20 protein-coding genes are annotated in these 26063 nt (G+C 73.1%); 9 read left to right on the top strand and 11 right to left on the bottom strand.

The window, feature by feature from the left end; translation table 11 throughout:
* Positions 1 to 454: 454 nt before the first annotated feature.
* A complete protein-coding gene (locus ACIBW6_RS06695) occupies positions 455 to 1795 on the bottom strand; it encodes an MFS transporter (protein WP_399057719.1) in 1341 nt (446 codons plus the stop codon).
* A gap of 344 nt (positions 1796 to 2139) precedes the next feature.
* Between ACIBW6_RS06695 and ACIBW6_RS06690 the strand changes: the two genes are divergently transcribed.
* The 3 genes from ACIBW6_RS06690 to ACIBW6_RS06680 all read left to right on the top strand — a co-directional run bounded on the left by ACIBW6_RS06690 (position 2140) and on the right by ACIBW6_RS06680 (position 7646).
* Entirely contained in the window at positions 2140 to 3039 is a 900-nt protein-coding gene (locus tag ACIBW6_RS06690; protein WP_399057332.1) for a DUF3027 domain-containing protein, read from the top strand.
* Positions 3040 to 3504: 465 nt separating this feature from the next.
* On the top strand, positions 3505 to 6606 hold the full coding sequence (locus ACIBW6_RS06685) for a sacsin N-terminal ATP-binding-like domain-containing protein (RefSeq protein ID WP_399057717.1): 3102 nt from the start codon (positions 3505 to 3507) through the stop codon (positions 6604 to 6606).
* Between the two features lie 149 nt (positions 6607 to 6755).
* Positions 6756 to 7646, top strand: a complete 891-nt coding sequence (locus tag ACIBW6_RS06680) for a DUF5707 domain-containing protein (RefSeq protein ID WP_399057330.1) — start codon at positions 6756 to 6758, stop codon at positions 7644 to 7646.
* A gap of 13 nt (positions 7647 to 7659) precedes the next feature.
* Here ACIBW6_RS06680 and ACIBW6_RS06675 read toward each other — a convergent pair whose 3' ends face one another.
* Positions 7660 to 10059, bottom strand: a complete 2400-nt coding sequence (locus ACIBW6_RS06675) for an HAD-IC family P-type ATPase (RefSeq protein ID WP_399057328.1) — start codon at positions 10057 to 10059, stop codon at positions 7660 to 7662.
* 133 nt (positions 10060 to 10192) lie between these two features.
* Positions 10193 to 10447, bottom strand: a complete 255-nt coding sequence (locus ACIBW6_RS06670; protein ID WP_399057326.1) for a DUF2530 domain-containing protein — start codon at positions 10445 to 10447, stop codon at positions 10193 to 10195.
* Between the two features lie 264 nt (positions 10448 to 10711).
* On the opposite strand from ACIBW6_RS06670, the gene ACIBW6_RS06665 reads away from it, so the two are divergent.
* The gene (locus ACIBW6_RS06665; protein ID WP_399057324.1) at positions 10712 to 12160 is read left to right on the top strand and encodes an NCS2 family permease; all 1449 of its coding nucleotides are present in this window, start codon (positions 10712 to 10714) and stop codon (positions 12158 to 12160) included.
* Between the two features lie 42 nt (positions 12161 to 12202).
* Here the strand turns inward: ACIBW6_RS06665 and ACIBW6_RS06660 are convergent, their stop codons facing one another.
* Positions 12203 to 12385: a ribbon-helix-helix protein, CopG family gene (locus tag ACIBW6_RS06660; RefSeq protein ID WP_356491445.1), complete on the bottom strand. Its 183-nt coding sequence runs from the start codon at positions 12383 to 12385 to the stop codon at positions 12203 to 12205.
* 155 nt (positions 12386 to 12540) lie between these two features.
* On the opposite strand from ACIBW6_RS06660, the gene ACIBW6_RS06655 reads away from it, so the two are divergent.
* Both ACIBW6_RS06655 and ACIBW6_RS06650 read left to right on the top strand, forming a co-directional pair.
* Positions 12541 to 12978 carry a MarR family winged helix-turn-helix transcriptional regulator gene (locus tag ACIBW6_RS06655; RefSeq protein ID WP_399057322.1) on the top strand — a complete coding sequence of 146 codons (438 nt, stop codon included), beginning with the start codon at positions 12541 to 12543 and terminating at the stop codon, positions 12976 to 12978.
* A gap of 39 nt (positions 12979 to 13017) precedes the next feature.
* A complete protein-coding gene (locus ACIBW6_RS06650) occupies positions 13018 to 14412 on the top strand; it encodes an MFS transporter (protein WP_399057320.1) in 1395 nt (464 codons plus the stop codon).
* Positions 14413 to 14791: 379 nt separating this feature from the next.
* Here the strand turns inward: ACIBW6_RS06650 and ACIBW6_RS06645 are convergent, their stop codons facing one another.
* Positions 14792 to 15778 (bottom strand): aldo/keto reductase, encoded by a 987-nt coding sequence (locus ACIBW6_RS06645; protein ID WP_399057318.1) that lies wholly within the window; start codon positions 15776 to 15778, stop codon positions 14792 to 14794.
* Between the two features lie 30 nt (positions 15779 to 15808).
* Positions 15809 to 16492, bottom strand: a complete 684-nt coding sequence (locus ACIBW6_RS06640) for an SGNH/GDSL hydrolase family protein (RefSeq protein ID WP_399057315.1) — start codon at positions 16490 to 16492, stop codon at positions 15809 to 15811.
* Positions 16493 to 16560: 68 nt separating this feature from the next.
* On the opposite strand from ACIBW6_RS06640, the gene ACIBW6_RS06635 reads away from it, so the two are divergent.
* Complete coding sequence (locus ACIBW6_RS06635; protein WP_399057313.1) at positions 16561 to 17571, top strand: WD40 repeat domain-containing protein; 1011 nt, start codon at positions 16561 to 16563, stop codon at positions 17569 to 17571.
* 161 nt (positions 17572 to 17732) lie between these two features.
* Here ACIBW6_RS06635 and serC read toward each other — a convergent pair whose 3' ends face one another.
* Positions 17733 to 18851: a phosphoserine transaminase gene (gene serC / locus ACIBW6_RS06630; RefSeq protein ID WP_399057311.1), complete on the bottom strand. Its 1119-nt coding sequence runs from the start codon at positions 18849 to 18851 to the stop codon at positions 17733 to 17735.
* Positions 18852 to 19469: 618 nt separating this feature from the next.
* Here serC and ACIBW6_RS06625 point away from each other — a divergent pair.
* Positions 19470 to 22340 (top strand): FAD-binding and (Fe-S)-binding domain-containing protein, encoded by a 2871-nt coding sequence (locus ACIBW6_RS06625; protein WP_399057309.1) that lies wholly within the window; start codon positions 19470 to 19472, stop codon positions 22338 to 22340.
* A gap of 340 nt (positions 22341 to 22680) precedes the next feature.
* On the opposite strand, the gene ACIBW6_RS06620 is transcribed toward ACIBW6_RS06625, so the two are convergent.
* Positions 22681 to 23586 carry a LysR family transcriptional regulator gene (locus tag ACIBW6_RS06620; protein ID WP_399057307.1) on the bottom strand — a complete coding sequence of 302 codons (906 nt, stop codon included), beginning with the start codon at positions 23584 to 23586 and terminating at the stop codon, positions 22681 to 22683.
* A gap of 193 nt (positions 23587 to 23779) precedes the next feature.
* Between ACIBW6_RS06620 and ACIBW6_RS06615 the strand changes: the two genes are divergently transcribed.
* Positions 23780 to 24700, top strand: a complete 921-nt coding sequence (locus ACIBW6_RS06615; protein WP_399057715.1) for an EamA family transporter — start codon at positions 23780 to 23782, stop codon at positions 24698 to 24700.
* 17 nt (positions 24701 to 24717) lie between these two features.
* Here the strand turns inward: ACIBW6_RS06615 and ACIBW6_RS06610 are convergent, their stop codons facing one another.
* The 3 genes from ACIBW6_RS06610 to ACIBW6_RS06600 are packed head-to-tail and all read right to left on the bottom strand — an operon-like array spanning position 24718 to position 26026.
* Positions 24718 to 24984 (bottom strand): DUF397 domain-containing protein, encoded by a 267-nt coding sequence (locus ACIBW6_RS06610; RefSeq protein ID WP_399057305.1) that lies wholly within the window; start codon positions 24982 to 24984, stop codon positions 24718 to 24720.
* Positions 24985 to 25014: 30 nt separating this feature from the next.
* A complete protein-coding gene (locus ACIBW6_RS06605; protein ID WP_399057303.1) occupies positions 25015 to 25218 on the bottom strand; it encodes a DUF397 domain-containing protein in 204 nt (67 codons plus the stop codon).
* Positions 25178 to 26026 (bottom strand): helix-turn-helix domain-containing protein, encoded by an 849-nt coding sequence (locus ACIBW6_RS06600; protein WP_399057301.1) that lies wholly within the window; start codon positions 26024 to 26026, stop codon positions 25178 to 25180. The genes ACIBW6_RS06605 and ACIBW6_RS06600 overlap by 41 nt, the downstream gene beginning before the upstream one ends.
* Between the last annotated feature and the right edge of the window lie 37 nt (positions 26027 to 26063).

Below are 26063 nucleotides of genomic sequence, written 5' to 3'. Positions count from 1 at the left end.
AAAGGCGCACTGCGTGCGCCCCGGTTTTCGGCTGCCCGGCCGGTGGGGGCTGGTCGCGCAGTTCCCCGCGCCCCTGAAAGGCGCACTGCGTGCGCCCTGTTTTTCGGCTGCGGGCGGGTGGGGGCTTCTCGCGCCGTTCCCCGCGCCCCTGGAAGGCGCACTGTGTGCGCCTCGGTTTTCGGCTGCCCGGCCGGTGGGGGCTGGTCGCGCCGTTCCCCGCGCCCCTGGAAGGCGCGCTGTGTGCGCCCTGTTTTTCGGCTGCGGGCGGGTGGGGGCTGGTCGCGCCGTTCCCCGCGTCCCTGGAGGCTTGCGGCTTCGCCGCAGCCCCAGCGGCCGATGAGATGGCGCACGTAGTGCGCATCTCGGGGGCGCGGGGAACTGCGCGACCAGCCCCCACCGGGCCCGCGGACGAAGTACCGCCCAGGGGCGCGGGAACCGCCGAGCGGGGCCCAGGCTAGGACACCTTCGCACGCGCGGCGGCGCCTCCGTGGGGGGACGAGAGGAGGCCGCGGACCGTCGTGGTCCAGCCGATCGCGACGATCCCGGCCGCCACGGAGAGCCCCAGCACCCCGTTCAAGGGCAGCGCGATCCCGATCGCACCCCCCACCACCCACGCCATCTGCAACAACGTCTCGGACCTGGCGAAGGCGGAGGTCCGCACGGCCTCGGGCACATCCCGCTGGATCATCGCGTCGAGCGAGAGCTTGGCCAGCGCCTGGGCGAACCCGGCGACCGCCGCGAGGCACGCCGTCATGAACGCCCCGAAGAAGACCGCGGAGACGACCGCCGCCCCGAGCACCACCGCCACCACCGTCACGACGATGATCTCGGGCGCCCGGGACCGCAGCCACGCCCCGACGGCCGTCCCCAGCGCGTTGCCCGTCCCTGCCGCCACGCCGACCAGGCCGAGGGAGACGGCCGCGCTCTGCCCGGTCAGCGGATGCTCGCGCAGCAGGAACGCCAGGAAGAAGATCAGGAAACCGGAGAGGCACCGCAGCGCGGCGTTGGCGGCGAGGGCGTGGGTGACGGCCGTGCCGACGGTCCGCAGCCCCGGTTTGCGCTGCCGCTTGCCCGGGCCGTGCAGATGCGCCTCGTCCGCCGCGAGCAGCGCCTTGCTCTCGCCCTTGGCCGAGTCGACCCCGGGCGGCAGCGAGAACGAAAGGAACATTCCGGCGACGAAGAGCACGAAGGCCCCGTACAGCGGCCAGCGCGCCCCGATGACCTGGAGCCCCGCCCCGACGGGCGCCGCGGCCCCGGTGGCGAGCAGCCCGCCGAGCGTGACCCGCGAATTGGCCTTGACCAGGGAGAACCGTGGTGGGAGCAGGCGGGGCACGACCGCCGATCTGACGACGCCGTACGCCTTGGAGGAGACGAGGACGCCGAGCGCGGCCGGGTACAGCTCGATGCCGCCGGTCACCACCGCCCCCGACAGGACGAGCGCCAGCAGGGCCCGCGCCAGCATCGCCCCGGCCATCGCGGCCCGCCGGCCGTGCGGCAGCCGGTCCAGGAGCGGCCCGATGACGGGGGCCAGCAGGGTGAAGGGGGCCATGGTGATGGCCAGGTAGAGGGCGACCCGGCCGCGCGCCTCGTCCGTGGGCACCGAGAAGAAGACCGTCGAGGCGAGCGCGACGGTGATCATGACGTCGCCCGCGCCGTTCACCGCGTGCAGTTCGATGAGTTTTCCAAGGCCCGACTCGCCCGCGCCGTGCGCGTGTGTCACTTTCCTGATGCCGCGCGCCGTGCCGGTGAACGGCAGCCGCAGGGCACGCCCGACCTTGCGGACGGCCCCGCTCACCGGGCCCGAACCGCTGCGCGCGTACGCCGACCGTGCGGTTGCCACCCAGTCATAGTGCCCCGGGAACGCGCCACTAGTGCCGTTATGCGGGGCGCGGGTCGGCTTTCGTGTGGGGTGCCGCTCGTACGTCGGTGTGGGCGTCGGGCGCGGGAGGAGGTAGCGTGCGTAGCGCGCCCGCGGCGGTTGTTATCGGCCGCGCGCCTCTCGGCCATCCCGCAGAATGGATGACGTAGGTGCGCCCGGAACGTCGGGTGCGGACGTCGACGCGGCCCTCCGGTCCGCTCCGTCCGCGCTCCCGCAAGGATGGCGCACTCGAGAGACGGCGTAGGAGAGAAGCGATACCTGTGAGCGCAGCGACAACGCGAAGCCGCACCCCTGACCGTCTGTGCGCCGAGGCGGTCGACCTCGCCCGGACAGCGGCCGAGGAGGCCGCCGCGCCCGGTGTGGTCGGCGAGCACGTCGACATGGTCGTCGAGGGCGACCGGGTCGTCACGCACCTCTTCGAGTGCAAGGAGTTCGGCTACCGGGGCTGGCGCTGGGCCGTCACCGTGGCCCGCGCCTCCCGTGCCAAGTACGTCACGCTCGACGAGACGGTGCTGCTGCCCGGGCCCGACTCGCTCCTCGCTCCCGAATGGGTGCCGTGGAGCGAGCGGCTGCGCCCCGGCGACATGGGGCCCGGCGACCTGCTGCCCACCGAGGCCGACGATCTGCGCCTGGAGCCCGGCTACACCGGTGAGGACGGCCCGCCGCCGAATTCACCGCTCTCCGCGGAGATGGCCGAGCTGGTCGAGGCGGAGGACGCCGAGGTGACGGCCGGGCCGGTCGGCGAGCTGCCCGTCGCGCCCGCCCGCGGTTCGATCGCGGCGGTCGCCGAGGAGCTGGGGATGCGGCGGGCGCGGGTGCTCTCGCGGTACGGGCTGCATGTCGCGGCCGATCGCTGGGAGGAGTCCTACGGCGCGAAGACGCCGATGGCGCAGGCCGCGCCGGCCACGTGTGTCTCCTGTGGGTTCCTGCAGCCCGTCGGGGGGTCGCTCGGGCAGGCGTTCGGGGTCTGTGCCAATGAGTTCTCGCCGGCGGACGGGCGGGTCGTCTCGTTGTCCTACGGGTGTGGGGGGCATTCGGAGGCGGCGGTCATGCCTGCCGCTCCGCGGCCTGCTCCGCCGGTTGTGGATGAGATGCGGGTGGATGCGATGCCGCTGGGGCCTGACGCGGGCGGGGACGCCTCCGCCCCGGGTCCCGCCTAGCCCCTTCCCGGGGCCGGGCCCCGGGGTCCTGACGGTCGCCTTTACGGCCGCGGGCCGGTGGGGCTTCTCGCGCCGTTCCCCGCGCCCCTGAAGGCGCACTACGTGCGCCCCGTTCGTCTGCACGTCCGGTGGGGGCTGGTCGCGCAGTTCCCCGCGCCCCTGAGATGCGCACTGCGTGCGCCATCTCATCGGCCGCTGGGGCTGCGGCGAAGCCGCATGCTCCAGGGGCGCGGGGAACCGCGCGAGAAGCCCCACCGGCCGGCAGACGAAGAACGAGGCATTGAGGGGCGCGGGGAACTGCGCGAGAAGCCCCACCGGCCCGCAGCCGATCAACCCACTCGGCCCCACCCGCCCGCGGGGAACCGCACACGCACCCGCGCGGGCCGTCGCGATACCGTGCGGCGGTCCCGCAGCAACCCCCCGAAGGAGACACCCGTGAGCGTGAGCACCAGCGCACCGGAGGGCATGGACCCGTTCGGCACCGCCAGGCTGCGCCGCGGGGTGCTGGACGCCTGGACCGGCAGCGCGGCCCGCTTCCGCGAGGACGCCAACGCCGAGGAGGACCTCGCCCTCGGCGGCTACCGCGACCGGCTCGTCGTCGAACTGGCGCAGAACGCCGCCGACGCCGCCGCCCGCGCCGGCGTCCCGGGCCGCCTCGCGCTCACCCTGCGCGACGGCGTCCTGGCCGCGGCGAACACGGGCGCGCCGCTGGACGCCACCGCGGTCGAGTCGCTGTCCACGCTGCGGGCCTCCGCCAAACGGGGGGACGCGGGGACGGCCGTGGGCCGGTTCGGCGTCGGGTTCGCCGCGGTGCTCGCCGTCACCGACGAGCCCGCCGTGGTCGGGCGGACCGGCGGCGTGCGCTGGTCGCTGGGCGAGGCCCGGCTGGCCGCCGCCGACGTGGCCCGGCACAGCCCGGCCCTCGGCGACGAGCTGCGCCGCCGCGACGGCCACGTACCGCTGCTGCGGCTGCCGTTCGCGGCCCAGGGCCAGGCCCCCGAGTCGTACGACACCGTGGTCATCCTGCCGCTGCGCGACCAGGCCGCGGAGGCGCTCGCGGCCCGGCTCCTCGCGGACGTCGACGACACGCTGCTGCTGGCCCTGCCGGGCCTGACGGAGGTCACGCTCACCACGGACGCCGGGACCCGGGTGCTGCGCCGCTCGGCGGCGGACGCGTACACGGTGATCTCGGACGACGCCCGGGACCCCGCCGAGCTGCGCTGGCGCACCGTCACCCGCAGCGGGGCGCTCACCGCCGACCTGCTGGCCGACCGGCCCGTGGAGGAGCGCCTGCGCCCGCACTGGTCGCTGACGTGGGCGGTGCCGGTCGACGCGGCGGGCGCCCCGCAGCCGTTGCGCGGCGCGCCCGTGCTGCACGCGCCCACGCCGAGCGACGAGGCGCTCGGGGTGCCCGCGCTGCTCATCGGTTCGTTCCCGCTGGACACCGCCCGGCGGCACGTCGCGCCGGGCCCGCTCACCGACCACCTCGTGCAGCGCGCCGCCGACGCCTACGCCGAGCTGCTCGGCGACTGGCGGCCGGTGGGCCCCGGCGTCCTGGACCTCGTGCCGGGCCCGCTCGGCCGCAGCGAGCTGGACGGGGCGCTGCGCGCCGCCGTCCTGGAGCGGCTGCCCCGCACCGCCTTCCTGCCGCCCGCGCTGACACCCGCCCCGGACGACGACGAGCGGCCGTCCGCGCTGCGGCCGCGGGACGCCGAGGTCGTCGAGGGCGTCGGGGCCGACACCGTGCGCGTCCTCGCCGAGGTGCTGCCCTGCCTGCTGCCCGCCGGGCTCGAACGCCGGGCCGAGCTGCGGACGGTGGGGGTGGCCCGGGTCCCGCTGACCGAGGCGATCGACCGGCTCGCCGGCCTGGAGAAGGATCCGGGCTGGTGGCGGCGGCTCTACGACTCGCTGGCCGGCGTCGACCCGGACCGGCTGACCGGCCTTCCCGTGCCGCTGGCCGGGGGCCGGACCGTCATCGGGCCGCGCCAGGTGCTGCTGCCGACCGGTGAGGCCGCGGCGCTGCCCGGCGACGCGCTCGCCCGGCTCGGCCTGAAGGTCGCCCACCCGGACGCCGCCCACCCGCTCCTGGAGAAGCTGGGCGCGCTGCCCGCCACGCCCCGCGCCGTGCTCCTGACCCCGCAGCTGCGGGCCGCCGTCGCCGCGTCCCTGGACTCCGAACCGGCCTGGGACGACGAGGGCGCGCTGGGCGCCGACGAGCTGGCCGACGTCGTCCTCACCCTGGTGCGCGACGCCCACCTGGACGTCGGCGACGAGCCCTGGCTCGGCGCCCTCGCCCTCCCCGACGAGCACGGCGAGCTGGCCCCCGCCGCCGAGCTGGCGCTCCCCGGCAGCCCGATCGCCGCCGTCCTGCGCGAGGGCGAGGTGCCCTACGCCGACGAGGAGCTGGCCGAACGGTGGGGCGAACAGCCGCTGGCGGCCTGCGGGGTGCTCGCCACCTTCGCCCTGGTCCGCACCACCGACGTCGTCCTGGACCCCGACGAGCTCGACCCGCGCTACCCCGACACCACCGACTTTCCCGAGCCCGACGACCCGGGGCTGCTCGACGCCGTCGACGTGTGGTGCGAGGACGTCCTCGACCGGCTGCCGGACACCCCGGTCCCGCCGGTCGCCACCGAGCTGATCGCCGTCCGCGACCTGGACCTGGTCGACGAGGACCGCTGGCCGCAGGCGCTCGCCCTGCTGTCCCGGCCGCCGCTGCGCGACGCCCTCACCCAGCCGGTCCGGGTCCTGCTGCCCGACGGCACCCACGAGCTGGTCCGCCCGTACACAGCGTGGTGGCTGCGCGGCAACCCGGTCCTGAACGGCCGGCGGCCCGCCGGGCTGCGCGCCGAGGGCTCCGACCCGCTCCTCGTCGGCCTGTACGAGGCCGCCGACGCGAGCGGCTTCGACGACGAGCAGGTGCTGCGCACCCTGGGCGTGCGCACGTCGGTGGCCGCGCTGCTCGACGAGCCGGGCGGCGCCGCGGAACTCCTGGACCGCCTCGCCGACCCGGACCGCCCGGTGAGCGCGGCCCAACTGCACGCCCTGTACGGCAGGCTGGCCGAGCTGGACCCCGAACAGGTGACGCTCCCCGACGAGTTGCGTGCCGTGCGCGACGGCGAGGTCGTCGTGGTGGACGCCACGGACGCCCTGGTCGCCGACGCCCCCGACCTGCTGCCGCTGGCCGCCGGGCGCCCGCTGCTGCCGGTCGCCCCGGGCGCCGCCGCGCACCTCGCCGAGCTGTTCCAGGTGCGCCTGCTGAGCGCGGCGGTCGACGCCGCGGTGTCGGGGGAGGGGACCGAGCACCCGGTGCCGGACCCGGTGCGCGCCCTCCTCGGACCCGCGGCCCCGGCCTCGTACGTCGAGTACGAGGAGCTGTACGTCGCCGGGGCCGAGGCCGACTGGCGGCGCACCCCGGACGGCACGGTGCACGCCGCCACCCTGGAGGGCGTCGCCGCGGGCCTCGCCTGGGCGGCGGGGCAGTGGCCGCGCCGGTTCGAGGTGGCGGCGCTCCTCGAGGATTCCTCCCGGACCGCGGAGTTGGCGCGGGACCGCTGGTTCGACTGAGATGTAGATCACGTGAAGATCCGGCGAACATCGTGCAACCGCCGAGGTGATCGACCGGTCTACCTTCCGAGTCAACAGACTCCTAGGTCACTTCGGGCCCGCGTGACGGCACCAGCACCGCGGGCCCCCTTCTCCACCATGGGGAACACATGCGCATTCGTGCCACCGCGGCCGCCGTGACGGTCTCCGGCGCCCTCGCCCTCACCGCGCTCGCCGTCCCGGCGCAGGCCGCCGACACCACCCTGGCCGCCTCGGCCGCCAAGGTCACCGCCGGCTACAAGGCCGCCGGTCACGCGACCGCGCGGGCCACCACGCTCGCCGCGTCCTCCACCGAGGACGAGCAGGTCGGCGACACGGCCATCTCGAACGTCGTCGTGCACGGCGGCAAGGACGTCGTCCTCGGCATCTCCGCCAAGGCCAACTTCAAGGTGACCTACACCGCCACCGACGACTCCGGCATCGACAACAAGTCCGGCTGGGCGGTCGTCTACCACGGCACCGACCTGGACTCCTCCGACATGGGCGCGCTGCCGAACGAGGCGGTCGACGCCACCGTCTGCAAGACGGTCAGCGCCACCCGGTCCACCTGCACGCTGTCGTTCACGGTCGACCCGCGCACCCTGTACAACAAGGACGCCGGCTCCTGGAAGGTCTGGGTGGGCGTGCAGGCCAAGGACTACGACTACTCCGTGCGCGAGAAGGCCAAGTCGTACAACACCAAGCGTTTCTCCAAGCTCACCACCAACGCCGCCCCCGAGCCCGTCAAGAAGGGCAAGACCCTCACGGTCACCGGCCTGCTGTCCCGCGCCAACTGGGACACCAGCAAGTACGCCGGCTACACCAAGCAGAAGGTGACGCTCCAGTTCCGTAAGAAGTCCGCCAGTACGTACTCCAACGTCAAGACGGTCACCTCGGACACCAAGGGCAACCTGAAGACCACGGTCAAGGCCTCCGCGGACGGCTACTTCCGCTACCAGTTCGCCGGTACCTCCACCACCCCGGCGGTGACGTCGACCAGCGACTTCGTCGACGTCCGCTAGACAGCACGCCGCGCTAGTCGGGGAAGCGGCGGCCGACCCACCTCCACAGGAGTTCCAGGGCGGCCGCCGCCACCGCCGCGACGCCCACCGCCGTCCACGGCATGCTCGTGCCGACCAGCTTCAGGGCGAAGAAGTCCTGGAGCCACGGCACGGCCAGCACCAGCAGGAAACCGAGGCCCATCGCCGCCACCAGCGCCACCCGCCACCACGTGTACGGGCGGGCGATGATGGCCAGCACCCACATCGAGATCAGGAACAGCGTCAGCGTCGCCGAACTGGTCTCCGCGTCGAGGGCCCCCGCGCCCGTGTAGAAGTGCCGGGCGATCATGTACATCAGGAAGGTGGCGATCCCGGCGACGGCGCCGCCCGGGATCGCGTACCGCATCACGCGCTTCACGAAGTGCGGTTTCGCGCGCTCCTTGTTCGGCGCGAGGGCCAGGAAGAAGGCGGGGACGCCGATGGTCAGCGTGGACAGCAGCGTCAGGTGCCGGGGCAGGAACGGGTACTCGACCTGGCAGCAGACCACGAGGAGCGCCAGGATCACCGAGTAGACCGTCTTGACCAGGAACAGCGTCGCCACGCGCGTGATGTTGCCGATGACGCGCCGGCCCTCCGCGACGACGGAGGGCAGCGTCGCGAACGAGTTGTTCAGCAGGACGATCTGGGCGACCGCCCGCGTGGCCTCCGAGCCCGAGCCCATCGAGACCCCGATGTCGGCGTCCTTCAGGGCCAGTACGTCGTTCACGCCGTCGCCGGTCATCGCGACCGTGTGCCCGTGCGACTGGAGCGCGCCCACCATGTCCCGCTTCTGCTGCGGGGTGACGCGGCCGAAGACGGTGCCCTCGTCGAGCGCGTCGGCCATCCGCGAGCGGTCCGCGGGCAGCGAGCGGGCATCCACGGTGTGCTCGGCGCCGTCCAGGCCCAGCTTGGCGGCGACCGCCCCGACGGAGACGGCGTTGTCGCCGGAGACGACCTTGGCCCGCACGTCCTGCTCGGCGAAGTAGCGCAGGGTGTCGGCGGCGTCGGGGCGCAGCCGCTGCTCCAGGACGACGAGTGCGGCCGGTTCGGCGCCGTGCGCCACCTTCGGGTCCTCCAGCTCCGCCGAGGTGCGGGCCAGCAGCAGCACGCGCAGGCCCTCCTCGTTGAGCTGCTCGATCCCGCGCAGGGTTGGGTCGTCGTCGGGCAGCAGCACGTCGGGCGCCCCGAGCAGCCACGCGCTGTGCGTCCCGTCGTCCTCGCGGAAGGCGGCGCCGCTGTACTTGCGGGCCGAGGAGAAGGGCAGCGCCTGCGTGCACCGCCACCCCTTCTGGTCCGGGTAGGCGTCGATGACGGCCTGGAGGGAGGCGTTGGGCCGCGGGTCGGAGGCGCCGAGCGCGCCGAGGACGTCGCGGACGCGGTCCTCGCCGGTGGCGCCGAGCGGGCGCAGCTCGGCGACGTCCATGCCGCCCTCGGTGAGCGTGCCGGTCTTGTCCAGGCAGACGGTGTCGACGCGGGCCAGGCCCTCGATGGCGGGCAGCTCCTGCACGAGGCACTGCTGGCGGCCGAGGCGGATGACGCCGATCGCGAAGGCGACCGAGGTGAGCAGGACGAGCCCCTCGGGGACCATCGGCACGATGCCGCCGACGGTGCGGGCGACGGAGTCCTTGAACCCGTGCTCCTTGACCACGAGCTGGCTGATGACCAGGCCGATCGCGGTCGGGATCATCATCCACTGCACGTACTTGAGGATGGTGGAGATGCCGGAGCGCAGCTCGGAGTGGACGAGGGTGAAGCGGCTGGCCTCCTCGGCGAGCTGGGCCGCGTAGGCCTCCCGGCCCACCTTCGTCGCGGTGAACGCGCCGCCGCCCGCGACCACGAAGGAGCCCGACATCACGGCGTCCCCGGGCCGCTTGACGACCGGGTCGGCCTCGCCGGTCAGCAGCGACTCGTCGATCTCCAGGCCGTCGGCCTCCACGCAGGTGCCGTCCACCACGATCTTGTCGCCCGGCCCGGTCTCGATCAGGTCGCCGAGGACGATCTCGGAGGTGGCGACCTGGGTGGCGGCGCCGTCGCGGCGCACGGTGGGCCGCGCCTCCCCGATCACGGCGAGGGAGTCCAGGGTCTGCTTGGCGCGCCACTCCTGGATGATGCCGATGCCGGTGTTGGCGAGGATCACGAAGCCGAAGAGGCTGTCCTGGATCGGCGCCACGCAGAGCATGATCACCCAGAGCACGCCGATGATCGCGTTGAAGCGGGTGAAGACGTTGGCGCGGACGATCTCCGCGAGCGAGCGCGAGCTGCGGACCGGTACGTCGTTGACCTCGCCGCGGGCGACGCGCTCGGCGACCTCGGCCGCGGTCAGTCCGCCCGCCCGGTCCGGGGCGGGTTCCGGCCGCGCCGGTCCGAGGCCGGTGCCCGCGTCGGTGTGCGTCATGGATTCGACAGTACGGGCGATTTGGGGGGTTCACCCGTCGGCCGGGCGAAAGATCCGACCTGCGGAGGACCCGTGTCGTCCGGCGGGCGTACGCGGGTCCGGGCGACCCGGAAGGCTCCCCTCGGGGGCTCCCCTAGGAGGCCTGGGCCGCCGCGCGCTTGATCGCCGCGTCGCGCTTGCGGACGTACCAGATGCCGATGAGGCCGAGCCCGGCGCCGGCCAGGCAGGTCCAGACCCACCAGGTCTGCCCGCGGTCGTCGAACCAGCCGTAGAACGGCAGCTGGACCAGGAAGAGGACGAACCACAGGATGGTGCCGCCGGTGATGGTGGCGACGACGGGACCCTCCAGGGGTTCCGGTGCCTCGTGCTGCGGGGTCCACTTCGCCATGCGCACAGTTTACGAGGGTCCCCGGCCGCGGGCGGCCCCAGCCCCGCTCGGGGCTCACCTCACCCAGCTGCCGCAAGGGTCTACGCGCAGAGATAGCGATTTCGGCCTCATATGTTCATACTGAAACGGCCCGAGTCTGGCCACTTCTGTTCGTACGAAACACCAACGGAACCTCGGGGAAACCGCTCGGTGATCACGCACCGGCCAGACTCGCTTCCGTCCCCGCCCGCAGATGCGCCCTTCCGAACACCGCTGAGGTCACCCATGTCCACTTCGGCCACCGCCCCGGTCGATGCCCACGAACAGCCGCCGTCGGCGCCGAAGAACGGTTTCGACCGGTACTTCAAGATCTCCGAGCGCGGCTCGACGGTCGGCCGGGAGATCCGCGGCGGCCTCGCCACGTTCTTCGCGATGGCCTACATCATCGTGCTGAACCCGATCATCCTCGGCAGCGCGAAGGACATGTACGGGCACCAGCTCGACAACGGCCAGCTGGTCACCGCGACCGCGCTGACCGCCGCGTTCACCACGCTGCTCATGGGCGTCATCGGCAACGTGCCGATCGCGCTCGCCGCCGGGCTCGGCGTCAACACCGTCGTCGCGCTCCAGCTCGCGCCCCGCATGTCGTGGCCGGACGCGATGGGCATGGTCGTCCTCGCCGGCTTCGTGGTGATGCTGCTGGTCGCCACCGGGCTGCGCGAGCGCGTGATGAACGCCGTGCCGCTCGGCCTGCGCAAGGGCATCGCGATCGGCATCGGCCTGTTCATCATGCTGATCGGCCTGGTCGACTCCGGGTTCGTCTCCCGGATGCCCGACGCCGCGCAGACCACGGTCCCGCTGCAGCTGGGCGCCGACGGCCACCTCAACGGCTGGCCCGTGCTGATCTTCGTCCTCGGCGTGCTGCTGACGCTGGCGCTGCTGGTGCGCAAGGTGCCGGGCGCCATCCTCATCTCCATCGTCGTGATGACCGTCGCCGCGGTGATCGTGGACGCCGTCGCCAAGGTGCCCTCCTGGGGCCTGACCACCCCGAAGTGGCCCGGGAACCCGGTCTCCACCCCCGACTTCGGGCTGGTCGGCGACGTCAGCCTGTTCGGCGGCTTCCACAAGGTCGGCGTGCTGACCGGCGTCCTCTTCGTCTTCACCGTGCTGCTGTCGTGCTTCTTCGACGCGATGGGCACGATCATGGGCATCAGCGACGAGGCCCACCTGACCGACGACAAGGGTCAGATGCCGGGCATGAACAAGGTCCTGTTCATCGACGGCATCGCGGTCGCCGCGGGCGGCGCCTCCTCGGCCTCCGCCACCACCTGCTTCGTGGAGTCCACGGCCGGGGTCGGCGAGGGCGCGCGCACCGGCTTCGCCAACGTCGTCACCGGCGGTCTCTTCGCGGTCGCGCTCTTCCTCACGCCGATCGCCACGATGGTCCCGTCCCAGGCGGCCACCCCGGCGCTGCTCGCGGTCGGCTTCCTGATCCTGTCCGGCGGCATCCGCGCCATCGACTGGAGCGACTACACGATCGCGATCCCGGCGTTCGTGACGATGCTGATGATGCCGTTCACGTACTCGATCACCAACGGCATCGGCATGGGCTTCATCACCTTCACCGTGCTGCGCGTGGTGGCCGGCCGGGCCAAGGAGGTGCCGGTCGCCATGTACGCGGTCGCGGCGGTCTTCACCTTCTACTACCTGATGCCGGCGCTCGGTCTGACCTGACCTGATCTGACCTGGCCCGACCGGGCCGCACGGGGCGGCGGCTCAGGCCGCCCCGTAGAACCTCTCCGTCTCCTCGACCGCCGACTTGAAGCGTTCGTCGAAGTCGTCTCGAATGAGCGTCCGGGCCACATAGTCCTGGACGCTCATTCCGCGTTTCGCGGCATGCCCCTTGAGCCGGTCGAGCAGCTCACCGTCTATCCGCAGGCTGAGCACTGTCGATCCCATGCGGACCAGGGTCCCCGGCCCGCCGCGCCCGGCGTGTCGCTTTCTGCAGCCGACTCACTCGTTCGGGTGATGAAGTGGTTCGGTGGCGCGTATCACGGGCACCTCGCGCCCCCCTGGGTAGTCGTTAGACACAGTAATGAGTTACGCTAACGAACATGCCGGACCTCTCCCATGGCGATGACGTAGCCGCCGTGAACTCCCTGCGCTCCGCCGTGATGCGCCTGTCCCGTCGGCTCAAGCACCAGCGCGTCGATGAATCGCTGAGCCCCACCGAGATGTCGGTGCTCGGCACCCTGGCCGGCTGCGGCTCGGCGACCCCGGGCGAGCTGGCCCGCAAGGAGCACGTGCAGCCGCCGTCGATGACCCGCATCGTCGCGCTGCTGGAGGCCAAGGGACTGGTCGGCCTCGAACCGCACCCCGAGGACCGCCGGCAGAAGGTCGTCACGTCGACCGAGCGGGCCGAGACCATGCTCGCCGAGTCCCGCCGCAAGCGGAACGCGTGGCTGGCCGACCTCGCCGCCGGCCTCGACGAGGACGACTGGGCCAAGCTGCGCGCGGCCGCCCCCGTCCTGGAGAAGCTCGCCCATCTGTGAGCCGCCGCTGACCCCGACCGCCGAGGAGGCGAACCCACTTTGAGTACGGGATCCGGAGCAGACTCCGCCCCCGCACCAGCCGCCCACGACTCCACCCGCCCGTCCCCCGACCGCCGCTCCTGGCGGAACCTGCTGCGCAGGCGCACCCCCGCCGGCGCCCGCAAGAACTCGATGTTCGCCAGCCTGAAGATCCGCAACTACCGGCTCTTCGCGACCGGCGCCGTCATCTCCAACACCGGCACCTGGATGGCCCGCATCACCCAGGACTGGCTGGTGCTGTCCATCACCGGCTCGTCGGCCGCCGTCGGCATCACCACGGCCATGCAGTTCCTGCCGATGCTCCTCTTCGGGCTGTACGGCGGCGTGATCGCCGACCGCTTCGCCAAGCGGAGCCTGCTCTTCTGCACGCAGGGCGCGATGAGCCTGTCCGGCCTGTTCCTGGCCGCGCTGACGCTCTCCGGCCACGTGCAGGTCTGGCACGTCTACCTCGCCGCGTTCTTCACCGGCCTCGTCACGGTCGTCGACAACCCGACGCGGCAGTCCTTCGTCTCCGAGATGGTCGGCCCCGACCAGGTCCGCAACGCGGTCTCGCTGAACTCGGCGAACTTCCAGTCCGCCCGGCTCATCGGCCCCGCCGTCGCCTCCGCGCTGACCGCGGCCGTCGGCCCCGGCTGGGCGTTCCTCGCCAACGGCCTCTCCTTCCTCGCGCCCATCACCGGGCTGCTGCTGATGCGGACCGGCGAGCTGAGCGAGATCAAGCGGGCCCCGCGCGGCAAGGGACAGCTGCGGGAGGGGCTGCGGTACGTGTCGCTGCACCCCGAGCTGATCTGGCCGATCGTCCTCGTCGGGTTCGTCGGCACCTTCGGCTTCAACTTCCCGATCTGGCTCAGCGCCTACGCCGACGACGTCTTCCACGGCGGGGTCGGCCAGTACGGCCTGTTCAACACGTTGATGGCGATCGGATCGCTGGCCGGGGCGCTGCTCGCCGCGCGGCGGCGCTCGACGCGGCTGCGGGTGCTGGTCGGCGCCGCGGTCGGGTTCGGCGTCCTGGAGATGCTGGCCGCGTGGTCGCCGGGGGTCTGGGCGTTCGCGCCGCTGATCGTGCTGCTCGGCATCCTCGGGCTGACCGTCAACGTGACGGCCAACTCAACGGTGCAGATGGGGACGGACCCCGAGATGCGGGGGCGCGTCATGTCCCTGTTCATGATGGTGTTCACCGGGGGTACGCCGCTGGGCGGGCCGCTCTTCGGCTGGCTCGCCGACCAGTACGGGGTGCGGGTCAGCTTTGCGCTGGGCGGGGTGATCTGTGCGGGGGCCGCCGTGGGGGTGGGGCTGATGCTGGCCCGGGCCGCGAATCTGCGGCTCAAGGTTGATCTGCGGCGGGGGGAGCGGCATGTGCAGTTCGTTCCACGGGAGTTGACGGTGGTGGCGTAGCGGCCCCTGCCACGGCCCCGGCCCCGGTTCTTCGTCGGCTGCCGGCCGGTGGGGGCTGGTCGCGCAGTTCCCCGCGCCCCTGGAGGCATGCGGCTTCGCCGCTGCCTCAGGGGCCGATGAGATAGCGCACGCAGTGCGCATCTCAGGGGCGCGGGGAACTGCGCGAGCGGCCACGGCGGCGCCGCAGACGAAGGACGTACCGGGAAGGTCGCCGCCCTGCCGCGCGGGGCCGCGCGTTAGGCTCAGGTACGTGGACCCGAAGACGCGGAACCGGATCATGGCCGGTGTGCTTGTGCTGATGTTCGTCGTGGTGGCCGTGGCGGCGGCCGTCGGCTCGTAGCCGATCCCGGTCCGCCGCCACGCACGCCGCGCGCGCCCGCTACCAGGCGAACGCCTCCGGGGACGGCCCCGGACCCGGGAAGATCTCGTCCAGGCCCGCCAGGACCTCCTCGCCCAGTTCGAGCTCGACGGCGCGCAGCGCCGAGTCCAGCTGCTCCTGGGTGCGCGGGCCGACGATCGGCCCGGTGACGCCGGGACGGGTCAGCAGCCAGGCCAGGGCGGCCTCGCCGGGCTCGATGCCGTGCTTGTCGAGCAGCTCCTCGTACCGCTGGACCTGCTCGCGCACCTGGGAGTTCTCCAGGGCGCCCGCGCTGCGCCCGCCGTTGCGCCGCTTCCCTTCGCGCTCCTTCTTCAGCACGCCGCCGAGGAGACCGCCGTGCAGCGGGGACCACGGGATGACGCCGAGGCCGTACTCCTGCGCGGCCGGGATCACCTCCATCTCGGCGCGCCGCTCGGCCAGGTTGTAGAGGCACTGCTCGCTGACGAGGCCGACCCGGCCGTGCCGGGCGGCGGCCTCGTTGGCCTGGGCGATCTTGTAGCCGGGGAAGTTGGAGGAGCCCGCGTAGAGGATCTTGCCCTGCTGGACGAGGACGTCGACCGCCTGCCAGATCTCCTCGAACGGGGTGGCCCGGTCGATGTGGTGGAACTGGTAGATGTCGATGTAGTCGGTCCGCAGCCGCCTGAGGCTGCCCTCGACGGCCCGCCGGATGTTCACGGCGCTGAGCCGGTCGTGGTTGGGCCAGACCTGGCCGGCACCGGTCATGCTGCCGTAGACCTTGGTGGCGAGGACGGTCTTGTCGCGCCGGTCGCCGCCCTGCGCGAACCAGTTGCCGATGATCTCCTCGGTGCGGCCCTTCTCGCTGCGGCCGTACACGTTCGCGGTGTCGAAGTAGTTGATGCCACTGGCCAGCGCCGCGTCCATGATGGAGTGGCTGGCTGCCTCGTCGGTCTCCGGACCGAAGTTCATCGTGCCGAGGACGAGGCGGCTGACCTTGAGTCCTGTGCGTCCGAGCTGCGTGTACTTCATAACGTCCCAGCCAAGGACGTGGAGTGCGCTCTAGGCAAGCACCGCGGGCGGGTGGATCTCTGGGAGCCGGTAGGGGGCGCCGATGCCCCAGGCCTGGTGCAGGGCGTCCGCGAACGCCCCGGCCAGCTTGTGTTCGCCGGACGCGTTCGGGTGCGTGCCGTCGTAGGTGTCCGTGTGGATGTCGTACGACTCCGGGACCGAGGCGAGCAGCAGCGGCGAGCGGGGCTCGTCCAGGTCGGCGACCGCCTTCGCGAGCAGCGTGTTGAAGTGGGCGACCTCGGCGGCGAAGGGGGCGTCCGTCTCGGCCCGGATGTTCGGGATCACGGGGAGGGCGACCATGCGCAGCGCCGGGTTGGCGGTGCGGGCGCCGGTGACGAAGCGGCGTACGTTCTCCGCGGTCTGCTCGGCGTTCGTGTAGAAGCCGAGGTCGATCAGGCCCAGGGAGACCAGGAGGAGGTCGGCGCGGGCCTCGGTGACCGCGTCCGCGATGGCCGGGGCCATGTGCAGCCAGCCCTCGCCCCAGCCCGCGAAGTGGTGCTGCGGGAAGTCCGGTTCGGCGTAGTCGTGGCCGCCGCCGTGCAGGGCGGTGCGGGGGCCGGTCACCGTGCAGTCGGTGCCGGTGGCGCGCAGGTGCTGCCACATGCGGTGGCGCCAGGTGTGCTCGCCCGCGCTGCCTATCGTCATCGAGTCGCCGACGAACATGAACCTGAGCATCCGCTCATCATCGTCGATCACCGGGGCCGCGTGCGTGTGAGACCGAACACGCCTGGCAAGCTGGGGGCATGCGTTCGTACCAGGCGTCGTCGCGTGTGGGTGGGGTCGCGGCCGCCGCCGTGCTGTTGTGGGGGCTCGCGGCCGGACCGGCCCTCGCCGACGCGCGGCCCGCGGGCTCCGACGGCTTCACCATCCAGGACCCGCGGATCACCGAGTCCAGCGGCCTGGCCGCCTCCCGCGCCCACCCGGGCGTCTACTGGACCCACAACGACAGCGACGACGGCGCGTACCTGTACGCCGTCGACGGGCGGACCGGCAAGACACTCGCCACGCTCACCCTCACCGGGATCGGCTCCCCGCGCGACGTCGAGGCGATCTCCGTCGGCCCCGACGGCGACCTGTACGTCGGCGACATCGGGGACAACCTCGGCGGCACCTGGGACCACGTGTGGATCTACAAACTGCCCGAGCCGAAGGAGCTGCGCGACCAGACCGTACGCGCCACGCAGTACGTAGTGAAGTACGCGGACGGGCCGCGCAACGCCGAGGCGATGATGGTCCATCCCAAGACCGGCCGGGTCTACATCGTGGAGAAGGACGAGGACGGCGGCGGCCTCTACGAGGGCCCCGACCCGCTGAACCCCTCGGCCACGAACGTCTTCAGGCGCATCGCCGACATCGACCTGTGGGTGACCGACGGCGCCTTCTCGCCCGACGGGAAACAGCTTGCCCTGCGCGGCTACTTCGGCGGCATCGCCTACTCCTGGAACGACGGGAAGCCCCGGCGGCAGGGCCAGTTGAGCGTGCCCCTGCAACCGCAGGGCGAGTCGGTGACGTACACCGTCGACGGCCGGACCCTGCTCTACGGCAGTGAGGGCAAGGGGAGTTCGGTGCGGGCCGTGGAGGTCGAGGGCGCGGGCGGGAACTCCGGCGGCGGTGGTGGTGGCGGGAGTGCGAGCGGGGACGGCGGCGGCGACGGGGGCGGGTTCACCGGCAAGGCCGGGGCCGTCGGGGCGGCCGTCGTGCTGATCGCGGTGCTCGGGGTGGGGCGGCTGGTGCGCAGGCCCCGGGCGAAGTGATGCGCCGGGCGGGGTGACGCGCCGGGCGGGGTGTGTGCTGAGGTCACGGGGCTCCGCCCCGGACCCCGCTCCTCAAGCGCCGGAGGGGCTGAAAACGGCCGCCGCCGGGGCCGGAGTGACCGCCGGAGGGGCTTGCACCCCTCCGGCTGCTGGGCGGAGCGTCAGAGCTTCTCGATGACGTGGTCGATGCAGGCCGTCAGCGCCTGGACGTCGGCCGGGTCGATCGCCGGGAACATCGCGACACGCAGCTGGTTGCGGCCCAGCTTGCGGTACGGCTCGGTGTCGACGATGCCGTTGGCGCGGAGCACCTTCGCGACGGCGGCGGCGTCGACGTCGTCGGAGAAGTCGATCGTGCCGATGACCTGCGAGCGCTTCGCCGCGTCCGTCACGAACGGCGTCGCGTGCTTGGACTCCTCGGCCCACGAGTACAGGCGGGACGAGCTGTCCTTGGTCCGCGCGGTCGACCAGGCGAGACCGCCCTGCCCGTTGATCCAGTCCAGCTGCTCGGCGAGCAGGAAGAGCGTGGCGAGGGCCGGGGTGTTGTACGTCTGGTTCTTGCGGGAGTTGTCGATCGCCGTCGGCAGGGAGAAGAACTCCGGGACGTGGCGGCCGGAGGCGTGGACGCGCTCGGCGCGCTCGATCGCGGCCGGGGAGAACACGCCGATCCACAGGCCGCCGTCGGAGGCGAAGGACTTCTGCGGGGCGAAGTAGTAGACGTCCGTCTCGGCGATGTCCACGGGCAGGCCGCCCGCGCCGGACGTGGCGTCCACCAGGACGAGGGCGCCCTCGTCGGCGCCGGCCACGCGCTTGATCGGAGCGGCGACACCGGTCGAGGTCTCGTTGTGGGTCAGGCCGTAGACGTCGACGCCGGCCTCGGCGCGGGCCTCCGGGTGGGTGCCCGGGTCGGAGGCGATGACGGTCGGCTCGGCCAGCCACGGGGCCAGCTTGGACGCCTTCGCGAACTTGGAGGAGAACTCGCCGAAGTTCAGGTGCTGCGACTTGTTCTCGATCAGGCCGTGGGTCGCCACGTCCCAGAAGGCGGTCGAGCCGCCGTTGCCGAGGATGACCTCGTAGCCCTCGGGGAGCTGGAACAGGTCCTTCACGCCCTCGCGGACGCGGCCGACCAGGTTCTTGACCGGGGCCTGGCGATGGGAGGTGCCGAGCAGGGAGGTACCGGTGGCGGCCAGGGCGTCCAGCGCCTCCGTACGCACCTTGGAGGGGCCAGCGCCGAAACGTCCGTCGGCGGGCTTGATGTCAGCGGGAATCTGGATCTCAGCCACGTCTTGGAGGGTAGCGGGTGGATATGGCGGGGCTGGGAGGTGTCCGGCGTCTGAGATACGGGGTCTCGTCCGAGGGGGGCGGGTTCTGACGTGGGCGGCGTCCGTCGCGGCGGGCTGCCCTGCCGGCGGGCTGTTCGCCTGCCCGCCCGGCGGGGCTCCGGCTTGCGCAGTTCCCCGCGCCCCCAGGTGATACGTCGGCTCCCGGCCGGTGAGGCTTCTCGCGCAGTTCCCCGCGCCCCCAGGTGGTACGTCGGCTCCCGGCCGGTGGGGCTTCTCGCGCAGTTCCCCGCGCCCCTGGGGCGTGCGGCTTCGCCGCAGCCCCCTGCCGATGAGAGGCCGCACGAAGTGCGCCTCTCAGGGGCGCGGGGAACGGCGCGACCAGCCACGACGACGGGACAGTCGAACGACAGCCGCGTAGGGGGCGCGGGGAACTGCGCGAGACGCCCCACCGGCCGGTAGACGTACGACTGCTCAGGGGCGCGGGGAACTGCGCGATCAGCCACGACGGCCGGGTCAGCCGAACGACAGCCGCGTAGGGGGCGCGGGGAACTGCGCGAGATGCCCCACCGGCCGGTAGACGTACGACTGCTCAGGGGCCGGGGGGCGCATGCTGGGGGGATGGCTGACGACATCGGTAGGGTCCTGCGGGACACCGTCCGGGGCGACGTCGACTTCGGCGCCCGCGCCCGCGCACTGCACACGATGGACGCGTCCAACTACCGAAGAGTCCCGCGGGGCGTAGTCGCGCCGAAGGACGCCGCCGACGTCCACACCGTCCTCGCGATCTGCGCGGAGCGAGGCGTCCCCGTCGTAGGGCGCGGCGGCGGCACCTCCATCGCCGGCCAGGCCACCGGCACCGGCGTGGTCCTCGACTTCACCCGCCACATGAACCGGCTGATCGACCTCGACCCCGCCGCGGGAACGGCCACCGTACAGCCCGGCCTCGTACTGGACCGGCTCCAGGCGGCAGCCACCCCGCACGGGCTGCGGTTCGGCCCCGACCCCTCGACGCACAGCCGCTGCACCCTCGGCGGGATGATCGGCAACAATTCGTGCGGCTCGCACTCCGTGGCCTGGGGCACGACCGCCGACAGCGTCGTCGCGCTCGACGTCGCGGGCGCGGACGGCACCGCGTACCGGCTCGGGCGGGGCTGGGACGGCGCCCCGGGCGGCCTGCGGGCGCTGGTGGAGGGGGAGCTGGGGACGATCAGGACCGGGTTCGCCCCGTTCGCCGGGCTGCCCCGGCGGATCTCCGGGTACGCCGTCGACGCGCTGCTGCCCGAGCACGGCACCGACCTGGCCCGCTTCTTCTGCGGCACCGAGGGCACCCTCGGGCTCGTCACGGAGGCGACCGTGCGGCTCGTCGAGGCGCCGCGCGCGAAGGCGCTGGCCGTCCTCGGCTACGGGGACGAGAGCGCCGCCGCCGAGGCCGCCGCGGGCCTGCTGCCGCTGGGCCCGCTGACCGTCGAGGGCATGGCCGCCGACCTCGTACCGGCGGACTCGGGGCTGCCGAGGGGCGGGGCGTGGCTGTTCGTGGAGACCGGGGGCGCGACGCCCGGCGAGGCGCGGGCCGCCGCCGAGCGGATCGTGCGGGCGGCGGACGTGACGGACGCGCTCGTGGTCGACGACCCGGCCGGGCAGCGGACGCTGTGGCGGATCCGGGAGGACGCCAGCGGCACGGCGACGCGGATGCCGGACGGCAGCGAGGCGTGGCCCGGCTGGGAGGACTGCGCCGTGCCGCCCGCCCGACTGGGCCCGTACCTGCGGGAGTTCCGGGGGCTGCTGCGGGAGCACGGGCTGCGCGGGACCCCGTACGGGCACTTCGGTGACGGCTGCATCCACGTACGGATCGACTTCGACCTGCTGACGGCGGCGGGTGTCGGGCGCTTCCGGCGGTTCTCCGAGGAGCTGGCCGTGCTGGTCGCCGCGCACGGCGGGTCGCTCTCCGGCGAGCACGGGGACGGGCAGGCGCGGGCCGAGCTGCTGCCGACGATGTACGGCACCGAACTCGTCGGGCTCTTCGCGCGCGTGAAGGGCGTCTGGGACCCCGGCGACGTACTGAACCCGGGGATGCTGGTGCGTCCCGCCCGCCTCGACGAGAACCTGCGCTTCGCCGTGCTGCCGCGCGAACCGGTGGACGTCGTCTTCGGCTACCCGCACGACGGCGGGGACTTCTCGGCCGCGGTGCGCCGCTGCGTCGGGGTCGCCAAGTGCCGTACGGAGTCGGCTGGTTCGGGCGGTGGCGTGATGTGCCCCTCCTTCCGGGCCACCGGCGACGAGGCGCACTCCACGCGCGGGCGGGCCCGGCTGCTGCACGAGATGCTGGCCGGTGAGATCGTCACCGACGGCTGGCGCTCGGAGGAGGTGCGGGACGCGCTCGACCTGTGCCTGTCCTGCAAGGGGTGCCGCAGCGACTGTCCGGTGGGCGTGGACATGGCCACGTACAAGGCGGAGTTCCTGCACCACCACTACGAGGGGCGGCGCCGGCCGGCGGCGCACTACGCGATGGGGTGGCTGCCGCGGTGGCTCCGCCTGGTCGAGCGGACGCGGACGGCGGGGATCGTCAACTACCTGGCTTCGGTACGGGTGTTGGCGGGCATCGCGAAACGGGCCGGGGGGATCGCGCGGGAGCGGGGGATTCCGCGGGTGGCCAGGGGGACGTTCAGCGGGGCCTGGCGCCGGGGGCTCGGGCGGCGGTTCGCGGCGGCGCGGGCCGGTGGCGGGGGGTTGGAGGTGGTGCTGTGGCCGGACACGTTCACCGACCATCTGACGCCGGCGGTGGCGCTGGCCGCGACGCGGGTCCTGGAGGCGGCGGGGCTCGCCGTGACGCTGCCGCCGACACGGACGCGGGGCGGCCCGCGTCCGGGGGTGCGGGGCCGGGTGTGCTGCGGCCTGACGTATGTGTCCACCGGGCAGCTCGACCGGGCCCGCGCCGTGCAGCGCCGCACCCTCGACCTGCTGGAGCCGGTGCTCGCCGGGGAGCGGCCGGTCGTCGTCCTGGAGCCGTCGTGCGCGGCCGCGCTCCGCTCGGACCTGCCGGAACTGCTGCCGGGCGATCCGCGGGCGCGGCTGCTGGCCGAGCGGGTCGTCACCTTCGCGGAGGCGCTGGAACGGTTCGCGCCGCACTGGCAGCCGCCGCGGATCGACCGGCCGGTCGTCGGGCAGACCCACTGCCACCAGCACGCGGTGCTCGGCGACGCGGCAGACCGCAGCCTGCGGGAACGGGCCGGTCTGGGCGGTGAGTTGAGCGGCGGCTGCTGCGGCCTCGCGGGCAACTTCGGTTTCGAGCAGGGGCATTACGAGGTGTCGCTGGCCTGCGCGGAGGAGGCGCTGCTGCCCCGGGTGCGGGCGGCGGGCGACGACACGCTGGTCCTGGCGGACGGCTTCTCGTGCCGGACGCAGGTGGAGCAACTGGCGGGGGTGCGCCCCCGCCACCTCGCGGAGATCCTGGCGGCCGCCCTGCCGGCCGACCCACCCTCCGACTTCTGAGGCTCTTTTGAAAGCCCCTCCGGCGATTGCGGAGCGGGGTCTGGGGCAGCGCCCCGGGGTGTGTCGCCGGGCGCTCGTCTCATTGGGCCGTGGCGGAAGCCGTGCTCCACGGCCGGGAGCCGTGAGGCCGTGCTCCACGGCCGGGAGCCGTGAAGCCGTGCTCCACGGCCGGGAGCCGTGAAGCCGTGCTCCACGGCCGGGAGCCGTGAAGCCGCGCTCCACGGCCGGGAGCCGTGAGGCCGTGCTCCACGGCCGGGAGCCGTGAGGCCGCGCTCCACGGCCGGGAGCCGGAGCCAGGCCCGGGCCCCTGAGCCAGGCCCGGGCCCCTGAGCCGGAGCGCCTACGCCCGGGCCACCTCATGCGCGAGAGCGATGAGCGCCGGGGCCGACGGATGCCCCGGACCCTGGCGCCGGGCCAGGTGGACCGGCAGCGCGGGCGCGTCGGTGAGCGGGACGTAGACGACCCCGGGATGCGGATGCATCCGTACCGTGGCGGTCGACGTGACGCCGACCGCCCGGTCCGCCGCGATCGCCGCCAGCCAGTCGTCGGTGTTGGCGACCGGCAGCGTCGCGGCCGGCCGGACCGCCGCGGGCCACAGGCCGAGCGTGGTCGTGCCGGAGACCGTGTTCAGGGCGATGACCTGGTCGCTCAGGTCTGCGAGGGTGAGGGAGGCGTGCCGGGCCAGCGGGCTGTCGGAGGGCAGCGCGGCCACCCGGGTCTCCTCGTGGAGCACCTCGGTGACCAGGCCGGGCGCGTCGACCGGGCCGCGCAGCAGGGCGACGTCGACGGCGCCGCGGGTCAGCCCGGCCGTGCGGTCGTCGATCCGCAGCAGTTCCAGCGGGACGTCCGGGTGCGCCTGACGCCAGCGCCGCAGCAACGGCGTGGTGAGGTCGCCCGCCGCGGACCACGCGTGGCCGAGCCGCAGCGGCCTGCGCTCGGCGCGGGCGGTGGCGAGCGCGTCCTCGAACGCGGCGACCGCCACGGCGGCCTTCTCGCGGAACGCGTCGCCCTCCGGGGTGAGGGCGAGGTGGTGCGTGGAGCGGTCGACGAGGCGCACCCCGAGCGCGCTCTCCAGGGCGGCCAGCGTCCGGGAGACGGCGGGCTGGGTCAGGCCGAGCCGGGCCGCGGCGCGCGTGACGCCGCCCTCCTCGGCGATGGCGAGGAAACAGCGCAGGTGACGCAGGTCGATGGGGTGGTCCCGGTCCCGGCTCATGTCCGCGGAGCATAACGGGAGCGCAGAAGGCATTTCACAGGCCGCGCCCGGCGGTCCTAGCGTGATGGTTCACGGGCCGCCCTCGGTGCAGTACGGTGGACGTGTAAGTCCAACATAATGAACATCGCGCACGCGTGCGCAGCAGGAACGAGAGGGCCGGGGCCCTCCAGGGCGAGGAAAGGGGCGAGGCACAGTGAGCGGCTCGCACACCGAACAGCAGCTGCCGGTGCCGGACGCCGCCGTCCTCGTCGGCGGCGACGGCGCCGCCGCCGCGTCCGCGGAGACCGGCCGCGGCGGGGCCCTCGGCCCGGTCGGCCTGGTGCTCGCGGGCTGCGTGTCGGTCCAGTTCGGCGGCGCGCTCGCGGTGAGCCTCATGCCGCGGGTCGGCGCGGTCGGCGTGGTCACGATCCGGCTGGTCGTGGCGGCGCTGGTCCTGATGGTGGTGTGCCGGCCGCGGCTGCGCGGGCACTCGCGTGCGGACTGGGGCACGGTCCTCGCGTTCGGCGTCGCCATGGGCGGCATGAACATGATCTTCTACCAGGCCGCAGCGCGTATCCCGCTCGGCCTCGCCGTCACCTTCGAGGTGCTCGGCCCCCTCACGCTCTCCGTCCTGGCCTCGCGCCGCGCGGTGAACTTCCTGTGGGCGGGGCTCGCCCTGTGCGGCGTCTTCCTGCTCGGTGGCGCAGGGGACGGGCTTGGCGGCCTGGACCCGGTCGGGGTGGGCTGCGCGCTCGCCGCGGGCGGCATGTGGGCGGCCTACATCGTCTTCAGCGCCCGGACCGGCCGCCGCTTCCCGCAGGCGGACGGGCTCGCGCTGGCGATGGCGGTCGCCGCGGTGCTCTCGCTGCCGCTGGGCGTCGTCGCGGCTGGGACCCGGCTCCTGGACCCGGTGACGATCGGCCTCGGCGCGGCCGTCGCCGTCCTCTCCTCGGTGCTGCCCTACACCCTCGAACTCATCGCCCTGCGCCGCCTGCCCGCGTCCACGTTCGCCGTGATGATGAGCCTGGAACCGGCCATCGCGGCGCTCGCCGGCTTCCTCGTCCTGAGCCAGGCCCTGTCCTGGCTGGAGGCGCTGGCGATCGCCCTGGTCATCGCGGCGAGCATGGGGGCGGTACGGACGCAGGTGGGGCGGCGACGCAAGCGCTGACCGCGCGGAGGGCGGTCTCAGACCCGGCCGAGCGAGGCTGCCGTCACGAACGCGGTGAAGGCGGCCGGTGTCACGCGGAACGGTCCCGCGTCCAGGTTCTTGGAGTCGCGGACGGCCACGGCTGCGGGGAGCGCCGCGACCTCGACGCACTCGCCGCCGTTGGTCCCGCTGTAGGACGACTTACGCCACAGCGCGGCGACCTCGACGCAATCACCGCCGTTGGTCCCGCTGTAGGACGACTTACGCCACTGTGTCGCCGCTGGAATCCGGTGGTTCCTGCCCATAGCGCTCCTCCGTCGGATTCGGCGCCGGGTTCAGACCCGGCCGTGTGAGGCCGCCGTCACGAACGTGGCGAAGGCGGCCGGTGTCACGCGGAACGGTCCCGCATCCAGGTTCTTGGAGTCGCGGACGGCGACGCTCGTAGGCAGGGGGGCGACCTCAACACAATCACCACCGTTAGGTCCGCTGTAGGACGACTTACGCCACTGGGCGTTGGTCGAGATCGGGTTCCTGTCCATAGCGTTCCTCCATGACACGAACGATCATTTGGGCCGACTCCTCGGGGGCGAGAGCGCAGGCTTGCAAGCGAGCGTAACCGACCGAACGCTCCCTGATGAGCTGCGGGTTGGCCGTCATGTGTCCCTGGTCGTAACTCTCGGAGTAATAGAGGTCGGGGTCTTCGTCGAAGCGCAGTAGATTGAACGAGCCCAACAATCCCGCATGTTGCCCCACCGCGAACGGCAGAACCTGGATCTTCACCCAAGGGTCCCGCGCGAACGCCGCCAAGCGCCCGAGCTGGTCCCGCATGACTTCCGGGCCACCGATCTCCTGGAGCAGCACTGCCTCGGAGAGCACGACCCAGAGGGCCGGGGGAGTGCCCCGATCAAGGATGCGCTGCCGTTCCATGCGCGCCGCCACCTGCTCCTCCACCCGCTCGGGATGGTTCATGCAGATCAGCGCCCGCGCGTATGCCTCCGTCTGGAGCAGCCCGTGCACCAACTGGCACTGATACGTAGAGATATACGCAGCCCGCGCCTCCAGCTCCGCATACGGCTGGAACCACGTAGGCAACCGGCTGCGCAGCACCAGACCCAGCAGGCGGGAGAAGAAGCCGCCCGTGCCGAGCGCCGCGTCCGCCCGCTCGCTGAAGTCCCGGGTCGGGATGCGCTTGGTCGTCTCGATCTGACCCACGAGTGAACCCGTGCAGAAGATGCAGGAGCCCAGCTGATCCTGGCTGAGCCCCGCGTCCTCACGCAGGCGGCGCAGTTCGGAACCGTAGAAGTCGAGTGGGGAGGCGCTCGGGTCGAGCGGGCGGACGATGGGCATGTGGGGCACCCCGTTCCTGTCGTCTCGTCGCAGAAGG

Origin of the sequence: Streptomyces sp. NPDC049813, assembly GCF_044465085.1 — a bacterium.
Classification (GTDB): domain Bacteria; phylum Actinomycetota; class Actinomycetes; order Streptomycetales; family Streptomycetaceae; genus Streptomyces.
The sequence above is the reverse complement of the archived record's forward strand: the minus strand, read 5'-3'. Positions and strand labels throughout refer to the sequence as shown.

What these genes read in the sequence shown, in the direction of transcription:
- ACIBW6_RS06685 (WP_399057717.1), top strand. Translation starts at nt 3,505, where the DNA reads ATGGACCCGTTCGGCACCGCCAGGCTGCGCCGCGGGGTGCTGGACGCC.
- ACIBW6_RS06680 (WP_399057330.1), top strand. Translation starts at nt 6,756, where the DNA reads ATGCGCATTCGTGCCACCGCGGCCGCCGTGACGGTCTCCGGCGCCCTC.
- ACIBW6_RS06675 (WP_399057328.1), bottom strand. Translation starts at nt 10,059, where the DNA reads ATGACGCACACCGACGCGGGCACCGGCCTCGGACCGGCGCGGCCGGAA.
- ACIBW6_RS06670 (WP_399057326.1), bottom strand. Translation starts at nt 10,447, where the DNA reads ATGGCGAAGTGGACCCCGCAGCACGAGGCACCGGAACCCCTGGAGGGT.
- ACIBW6_RS06665 (WP_399057324.1), top strand. Translation starts at nt 10,712, where the DNA reads ATGTCCACTTCGGCCACCGCCCCGGTCGATGCCCACGAACAGCCGCCG.
- ACIBW6_RS06660 (WP_356491445.1), bottom strand. Translation starts at nt 12,385, where the DNA reads ATGGGATCGACAGTGCTCAGCCTGCGGATAGACGGTGAGCTGCTCGAC.
- ACIBW6_RS06655 (WP_399057322.1), top strand. Translation starts at nt 12,541, where the DNA reads ATGCCGGACCTCTCCCATGGCGATGACGTAGCCGCCGTGAACTCCCTG.
- ACIBW6_RS06645 (WP_399057318.1), bottom strand. Translation starts at nt 15,778, where the DNA reads ATGAAGTACACGCAGCTCGGACGCACAGGACTCAAGGTCAGCCGCCTC.
- ACIBW6_RS06640 (WP_399057315.1), bottom strand. Translation starts at nt 16,492, where the DNA reads ATGCTCAGGTTCATGTTCGTCGGCGACTCGATGACGATAGGCAGCGCG.
- ACIBW6_RS06635 (WP_399057313.1), top strand. Translation starts at nt 16,561, where the DNA reads ATGCGTTCGTACCAGGCGTCGTCGCGTGTGGGTGGGGTCGCGGCCGCC.
- ACIBW6_RS06625 (WP_399057309.1), top strand. Translation starts at nt 19,470, where the DNA reads ATGGCTGACGACATCGGTAGGGTCCTGCGGGACACCGTCCGGGGCGAC.
- ACIBW6_RS06620 (WP_399057307.1), bottom strand. Translation starts at nt 23,586, where the DNA reads ATGCCTTCTGCGCTCCCGTTATGCTCCGCGGACATGAGCCGGGACCGG.
- ACIBW6_RS06610 (WP_399057305.1), bottom strand. Translation starts at nt 24,984, where the DNA reads ATGGGCAGGAACCACCGGATTCCAGCGGCGACACAGTGGCGTAAGTCG.
- ACIBW6_RS06605 (WP_399057303.1), bottom strand. Translation starts at nt 25,218, where the DNA reads ATGGACAGGAACCCGATCTCGACCAACGCCCAGTGGCGTAAGTCGTCC.
- ACIBW6_RS06600 (WP_399057301.1), bottom strand. Translation starts at nt 26,026, where the DNA reads ATGCCCATCGTCCGCCCGCTCGACCCGAGCGCCTCCCCACTCGACTTC.